We start from the raw sequence: 6772 nt of genomic DNA, 5'->3' as shown, positions 1-6772 counted from the left end.
TTTGTGGTGGGTCTTTTTTTTTTTTTTTATTCGCCTGGGGGCCCTTTTTTTTGGGGGGGCGGGGGGGGGGGGGGGGCCCCCCCGCGGGGGCGCCCCCCCCCTCGGCCTGTTCGGCGCCGGGCGACGGCGAGAGCGCCGGCGCCGCCAAGGACTCCGCGGTCGTCGGCATCGCGTACGAGCCGGAGACCCTCAGTCCGCTCCTGGGCTACGGCAAGGACGGCAACTCCAAGATCTTCGACGGCCTGCTCACACACGACGCCGACATGAAGCTCAAGCCCGCGCTCGCCGCGCAGCTGCCCGAGGTCGCCGACGACGGCAAGACCTACACGTACAAGCTGCGCGAGGGCGTCGAGTTCAGCGACGGCAAGCCCTTCACGTCCAAGGACGTCGTCTTCACCTACGAGACGATCCTCGACAAGAAGACCAACAACGCCGCCAAGACCGAGCTGGACGCCGTCAAGAGCGTCGAGGCGAAGGGCGACGACACGGTCGTCTTCCACCTCAAGTACCCCTACGCGCCGTTCGCCGAGCGCACCGTCCTGCCCATCGCGCCCGAGCACATTGCCGGCAAGCAGGACGTGAACACGGGGAAGTTCACCACCGATCCGGTCGGCACGGGCCCGTACAAGCTGGTGAAGTGGTCCAAGGGCGAGAAGCTCACCTTCAAGGCCAACCCCGGCTACTGGGGCGGCGCCCCGAAGGTCAAGAACTTCACCATGGCGATCATCAAGGACGACGACATCCGGGCCACCCGGCTCGACGCCGGTGAGCTCGACGGCGCGATCCTGCCGCCCAACCTGGCGAAGAAGTACGAGAACGACGGCAACAAGAAGACGTACGCCGCCAAGACCTTCGACTACCGCGTGGTGACCCTGCCCACCGGCAACAAGGTCGCGGGCGACACCGACATCCGGCGCGCGCTCGACACCGGCGTCGACCGCAAGGCGATGGTCGACTCCATCCTGGACGGCGCGGGCAAGGAGGCCTACGGGCCCGTCCCGACCGACAGCCCCTGGTTCACCAAGGGCACCGAGCGGAAGTTCGACGCCGCGAAGGCCAAGAAGATCCTCGACGACGCGGGCTGGAAGCCGGGCGATGACGGCATCCGTGAGAAGGACGGCGTCCAGGCGAAGTTCCCGCTCTGGTACCTCTCCGGCGACAAGCTCCGCCAGGACCACGCGCTCGCCTACGCGTCCGACGCCAAGAAGCTCGGCATCAAGGTCGAGGTGCAGGCCGGCACGTGGGAGGTCATCGAGCCCCGCATGCCCAAGGACGCGGTCCTCGCGGGCGGCGGCTCCCCGGCCGACCCGGACTTCGACCAGTACACCCTCCTGAAGTCCTCCCTCGCCGGTGACGGCTTCAACAACATGGCCCACTACGACAACCCCAAGGTCGACAAGGCGCTCGACGAGGCCCGCGAGAGCGGCGACCACGCCAAGCGGCAGGCCGCGTACGACACCATCCAGCGCGAACTGGTGAAGAACCCGGGCTACACCTTCCTCACCCACATCGACCACCTCTACGTCGTCGACAAGCGCTTCGGCGACCTGACCACCCAGACCGAGCCGCACGACCACGGCCTCGCGTCAGGCCCGTGGTGGAACGTCGAGGACTGGCAGCCGAAGCAGTGAAGTCCGCGCTCCGGAAGCTCCCATGGGGGCCGATGGCGCGCATGACGGGACGGCGGGCCCTGTTCGCCGTCCCGGTCCTGCTCGCCGTCACCTTCGGCGTCTTCGCGATCGCCGCCGCGTCCCCCTTCGACCCGGTCAAGGCGTACGCGGGGACGGCCGGGCTCACGGCGTCCCAGGAGAACCTCGACCAGCTGCGCGCCAACCTCGGCGTCGACCAGCCCCTGGTGCAGCGCTGGTGGAACTGGCTCACCTCGGCCGTGACCGGCGACCTCGGGGACTCCAGCACCCTGCGCCAGCCCGTCTCCGACGCCATCGGTGAACGCATCGGCTGGTCCGTGCTGCTCGCCGCCACCGCGTTCCTGCTCGCGATCCTCGTCGGCACGACGCTCGGCGTGCTTGCCGCCCGCCGTCCGGGCGGCTGGCTCGACCGCGCGGTGACCTCGCTCGCGTACACGCTGGAGGCGGCGCCGCCGTTCTGGATCGGCCTGCTCGCCGTCTGGCTGTTCGCCCTGAAGCTGGGCGTGCTGCCCTCGGGCGGGCTCACGGACACGGCCAGCTCGACCGTGACGGCAGGACAGGTGGCGAGCCATCTCGTGCTGCCCGCCGCCGTCCTGGCGATCTCGCAGCTTCCCTGGTTCGTCCTGTACGTACGTCAAGGCGTCGGCGACGCGCTCGGCGACGACCCCGTCCGCGGTGCACGCGCGCGTGGCCTCGCCGAACGGACCGTTCTCCTCGGCCACGCCCTGCGCTCGGGCATGCTGCCCGTGCTCACGCTGATCGGCTCACGGGTGCCCGAACTGATCACCGGTGCGCTCCTCGTGGAGACCGTCTTCAGCTGGCCGGGCATCGCGGCCGCCACCGTGCAGGCCGCCACCTCCGTGGACTTCCCGCTGCTCGCCGCGCTGACCGTGCTCGCCACGGCGGCGGTGCTCCTGGGCAACCTCCTCGCCGATCTGCTGTACGGCCTCGCCGACCCGAGGGTGGGATTCGATGGCTGACGTGACCTGGCGTGCCACTACAGGGGGCGCCCCGAAAACTCGCTCCACGCGCGCGTGGCGGGTGCGTTCCTCGGCGGTGATCGTCGCGGCGGTCGTCCTCGCCGTCCTGCTCGTACCGCCGCTCGTGAACCTCGACGAACAGGCCGTGAACCTGGCGGCCAAGCTGCAACCGCCGTCCTGGGCACACCCCTTCGGCACCGACGACGTCGGCCGCGATCTGCTCGTGCGCTGCGTGTACGGGCTGCGGGTCTCGCTCCTGGTGGGTGTGGTGGCGGCCGTCGTCGCCACCGTCATCGGCACGGCCGTGGGCGCGCTCGCCGCCGCCTCGGGAGGCTGGGTGGACCGGGTCGTCATGCGGCTCGTGGACGTCTTCTCGTCCGTGCCGCACCTGCTGCTCGGCATCTTCATCGTGGCGATGTTCCGGCCCGGCGTCTGGCCGGTCGTCGTCTCCGTCGCGCTCACCCACTGGCTGTCCACGGCCCGCATCGTCCGCGCCGAGGTGCTCTCGCTGCGGTCCCGCCCCTACGTCGACGCGGCGATCTCCGGCGGTGCCTCGCGGCTGCGCGTGACCGTGCGGCATCTGCTGCCCGGCGTGCTCCCGCAGGCCGGACTCGCCGCCGTCCTGATGGTGCCGCACGCCGTGTGGCACGAGTCCGCGCTGTCCTTCCTGGGGCTCGGACTCCCCACCCACCAGGCCAGCCTCGGCACGCTCGTGCAGAGCGCCCGCGGCTCGCTGCTCGCCGGTGACTGGTGGCCGACGCTCTTCCCCGGCCTGTTCATCATCGTGCCCACCCTGGCGATCGCGGGCCTCGCCGGCGCCTGGCGGGAACGGATCAACCCCCGGCGCCGATCGGAGCTGATGCTGTGACTCCCGTGCTGTCCGTGCAGGGCCTTTCCGTACGTTTCCGCATGCGCGGCGGCAGCTTCGTCTCCGCCGTCACCGACGCCCGCTTCGATCTCGCGGCGGGGGAGTGCCTGGCCCTCGTCGGCGAGAGCGGCTGCGGCAAGTCCGTGCTCGCGTCGGCGCTGCTCGGGCTGCTCCCGCAGAACGCGGAGACGGCCGGGTCTGCGCTCATCGGCGACGTGGACCTGCTGACCGCCGACGAGCGGACCCTGGCCCGCACCGTGCGCGGGCGGCGCGTCGGCCTCGTACCGCAGAGCCCGGCCGCGCACCTGACGCCCGTGCGGACCGTGCGCGCCCAGCTGGAGGAGACCCTGCGGGAGCTCGCGGGCGTGCCGCGGCCGAAGCTGCGGGCGGCCGCCGAAGCAGCCGCCGAGCGTGCCGCGTTCCCCGCCGGGCACCTGGACCGCTACCCGCACGAGCTCTCCGGCGGCCTCGCCCAGCGCGCCGCCACTGCGCTCGCGCTCATCGGCGACGCGCCGCTGCTGCTCGCCGACGAACCGACGACGGGACTCGACCGCGACCTCGTCGACCGCACGGTGGACGAACTGCGCCGGCACGTCGGCGAGGACCGCGCGCTGCTCCTGATCACCCACGATCTGGCGGCCGCCGAGCGGATCGCCGACCGCGTCGCCGTGATGTACGCGAGCCGCATCGTCGAACTCGCCGACGCAGACGACTTCTTCGGCACCCCCGGGCCCCGCCACCCCTACGCGCGCGGCCTGCTCGACGCCCTGCCGGAGCGGGAGTTCACGCCGATCCCCGGAATGCCGCCCGAGCTGTCCGCGCTGCCGGCCGGATGCGCGTTCGCGGCACGCTGCCCGGCGGCGGACGAGGCCTGCGGGGCCGTTCCCGAGCCGGTGGACGGGGTCGCCTGCCACCACCCCCACCCGGCGGCCCTGCTGGAGGCACCCCGTGCTTGAACTGCGTTCCGTCACCGCCGGATACGACCGCCGAGCCCCCGTCGTACGCGGCGTGGACCTCACCGTCGACGCGGGCGCCTCCGTCGGCCTACTCGGACCCAGCGGCTGCGGCAAGTCGACGCTGGCCCGCGTCGCCGCGCTGCTTCACAAGCCGGACGCGGGCCGCGTCGTCATCGACGGCGAGCCCGCACGCGGCTGGCGGCACCGCGCGCCCCGCGAGCAGCGCACCGCCTTCGGCGTGGTCTTCCAGCAGCCGCGGCTCTCCGCCGACCCCCGCCTGACCCTCACGAACCTGATCGCCGAGCCGCTGCGGGCCAGCGGGCGGGGGAGCGAAGCAGCCGGTCGGGTACGGGAGTTGGCGGCCACCGTCGGACTCGGCGACGACCTCCTGGGCCGCAGGCCGCACGAGGTGAGCGACGGCCAGCTGCAGCGCGCCTGCCTGGCCCGCGCGCTGGTGCTCCGCCCCCGCTGGCTGATCTGCGACGAGATGACCGCGATGCTGGACGCCTCGACGACGGCCGCGCTGGTGCACGCGGTGGAGGAGTACCGGCGCGAGAGCGGCGCCGGTCTGCTCGCTGTCGGCCACGACCGGGTGCTCCTGGAGCGGTGGTGCGACCGGACGGTGCACTGGAGCGAGCTGAGCGCTCCGCCGGTATAGCGGTGATGGACCTGCTGGCCGGTGGGGGCTGGCCGCGCAGTTCTCCGCGCCCCTTACGGGCCGCGCAGTTCCCCGCGCCCCTTACGGGCCGCGGAGTGAACGAAGGACGTCGATAGCGCCAACTCCCCGCCGCTGGAGGTTTCTTGACGCGGGCATGGCCTCATACTCACTGAGGCCCCGCCCGTCGTCCTCGTCCTCCGGGAGTCTCCATGGCCCTCTTCAGCCGTCGTAGAGCCCTCACCACCTTCGGCGCCGCCCTCGCGGGCACCGTCGCCGTCCCCGCGTACGCCCAGGCGAGCGAGCGCGGACACGGCCCCCGCCCCCTCATCCGCGCCCACGCGCACAACGACTACGAACACCCCCGGCCCCTGTTCGACGCCCTCGACCACCGCTTCGGCAGCGTCGAGGCCGACATCTACCTCGTCGACGGCCAACTCCTGGTCGCCCACGACCCGGCGGACCTCGACCCCACCCGCACCCTCGAATCCCTGTACCTGGACCCCCTCTCCGCCCGCGTCCGCGCCAACGGCGGCTCCGTGTACCGGGGTTACCACCGCACCCCCTTCCAGCTCCTGATCGACATCAAGACCGAGGGCGCGGCGACGTACCTGGAACTCGACCGCCATCTCCGGCGCTACCGGCACCTGTTCACCACGTACTCCCACGGCAAGGTGCGCCGCTCCGCCGTGACCGCGGTGATCTCGGGCGACCGCGCGGCCCGTGCGCCGATGGAGGCCCAGCGGGTGCGCCGCGCCTTCTACGACGGCCGTCTCGCCGATCTCGGCACCGCGGCCCCCGCCTCCTTCATCCCGCTGATCAGCGACAACTGGACGCTCAACTTCAGCTGGCAGGGCGTCGGCGCGTTTCCCGCGGCCGAGCGCGACAAGCTGCACGGCATCGTCTCCACCGCCCACAAGCGCGGTCAGCGCGTCCGCTTCTGGGCCACCCCCGACCTGGCGGGTCCGGCGCGCGACGCGGTGTGGGGCGAGCTCCTCGCCGCCGGCGTCGATCACCTGAACACGGACGACCTCGCGGGACTCGAGGCGTTCCTCGACGCACACGGGAAGTAGCACCCGTTCGGAGGACGTGCCGGTCGACCGGATGGCCCCTCCGCTGCGCAACACTGACGGCCGAAGCCGCGGTGCTGACGCGGCGGAGGAGGGTGTTCCATGGCCATCTCGGTCTCTGTGGTGCTGCTGCTCGTGATCCTGGCAGTGGTCTTTCTGCGTAACGGCGCGCTGAAGTTCTCGCACGCTCTTGTCTGCGCGCTGCTCGGCTTCTACCTGGCGAGTTCCAGCATGGCGCCGACCATCCACAACGGGCTCACGGCCACGGCCGACATCGTCAGCAGCCTGCAGCCGTGAACATCCGCCCGCTGCCCTGAGCGTTTCGCCTTCATGAACAACTGTCACGTTTCCATGGACACTTCAAGGGTGCCGATCTAGCTTCGGCGCATGTCCAGCAGACTGCGTCGACTCGGTTTCAGCAGTGCGGTGGCCCTGGCCGCGGCGTCCCTCGCCTACCCGGCCCACGCCGACGACATCCCGAAGGCGCCGGGGCACCGGCTCGTCGAGCAGTACGCGGGAGCGCCCGCCGCCGCCCAGCCGCTGCCCCGCGGACCACCACCCCAACACCCGCGTCGAGCGGCCACCCTCCACCAC

General features: G+C 71.8%; 7 protein-coding genes and 1 pseudogene. All 8 read left to right on the top strand.

What is annotated here, in order from left to right; translation table 11 throughout:
- The first annotated feature begins 50 nt into the window (after positions 1-50).
- Positions 51-1631: an ABC transporter substrate-binding protein gene (locus ACFWY6_RS01500; RefSeq protein WP_384684975.1), complete on the top strand. Its 1581-nt coding sequence runs from the start codon at positions 51-53 to the stop codon at positions 1629-1631.
- A 32-nt stretch (positions 1632-1663) separates the two neighbouring features.
- Positions 1664-2629 carry an ABC transporter permease gene (locus ACFWY6_RS01495; protein ID WP_384684972.1) on the top strand — a complete coding sequence of 322 codons (966 nt, stop codon included), beginning with the start codon at positions 1664-1666 and terminating at the stop codon, positions 2627-2629.
- Positions 2622-3497: an ABC transporter permease gene (locus ACFWY6_RS01490; protein WP_384684969.1), complete on the top strand. Its 876-nt coding sequence runs from the start codon at positions 2622-2624 to the stop codon at positions 3495-3497. Before ACFWY6_RS01495 ends, ACFWY6_RS01490 begins: the two co-directional genes overlap by 8 nt.
- A 41-nt stretch (positions 3498-3538) precedes the next feature.
- Entirely contained in the window at positions 3539-4453 is a 915-nt protein-coding gene (locus tag ACFWY6_RS01485) for an ABC transporter ATP-binding protein (protein WP_384685022.1), read from the top strand.
- Positions 4446-5111 carry an ABC transporter ATP-binding protein gene (locus tag ACFWY6_RS01480; RefSeq protein WP_384684966.1) on the top strand — a complete coding sequence of 222 codons (666 nt, stop codon included), beginning with the start codon at positions 4446-4448 and terminating at the stop codon, positions 5109-5111. Before ACFWY6_RS01485 ends, ACFWY6_RS01480 begins: the two co-directional genes overlap by 8 nt.
- 209 nt (positions 5112-5320) lie before the next feature.
- Positions 5321-6181: a phosphatidylinositol-specific phospholipase C/glycerophosphodiester phosphodiesterase family protein gene (locus ACFWY6_RS01475; protein WP_384684963.1), complete on the top strand. Its 861-nt coding sequence runs from the start codon at positions 5321-5323 to the stop codon at positions 6179-6181.
- A gap of 99 nt (positions 6182-6280) precedes the next feature.
- Positions 6281-6475, top strand: coding sequence for a hypothetical protein (locus ACFWY6_RS01470; protein ID WP_384684960.1), 195 nt, complete (start codon positions 6281-6283; stop codon positions 6473-6475).
- A 90-nt stretch (positions 6476-6565) separates the two neighbouring features.
- Positions 6566-6772 (top strand): annotated as a pseudogene (locus tag ACFWY6_RS01465) (hypothetical protein); the annotation flags it as partial.

Source organism: Streptomyces sp. NPDC059037, assembly GCF_042740015.1.
Taxonomy (GTDB): Bacteria; Actinomycetota; Actinomycetes; order Streptomycetales; family Streptomycetaceae; genus Streptomyces.
The sequence above is the reverse complement of the archived record's forward strand: the minus strand, read 5'-3'. Positions and strand labels throughout refer to the sequence as shown.

What these genes read in the sequence shown, in the direction of transcription:
- ACFWY6_RS01490 (WP_384684969.1), top strand. Translation starts at nt 2,622, where the DNA reads ATGGCTGACGTGACCTGGCGTGCCACTACAGGGGGCGCCCCGAAAACT.
- ACFWY6_RS01475 (WP_384684963.1), top strand. Translation starts at nt 5,321, where the DNA reads ATGGCCCTCTTCAGCCGTCGTAGAGCCCTCACCACCTTCGGCGCCGCC.
- ACFWY6_RS01495 (WP_384684972.1), top strand. Translation starts at nt 1,664, where the DNA reads ATGGCGCGCATGACGGGACGGCGGGCCCTGTTCGCCGTCCCGGTCCTG.
- ACFWY6_RS01485 (WP_384685022.1), top strand. Translation starts at nt 3,539, where the DNA reads ATGCGCGGCGGCAGCTTCGTCTCCGCCGTCACCGACGCCCGCTTCGAT.
- ACFWY6_RS01470 (WP_384684960.1), top strand. Translation starts at nt 6,281, where the DNA reads ATGGCCATCTCGGTCTCTGTGGTGCTGCTGCTCGTGATCCTGGCAGTG.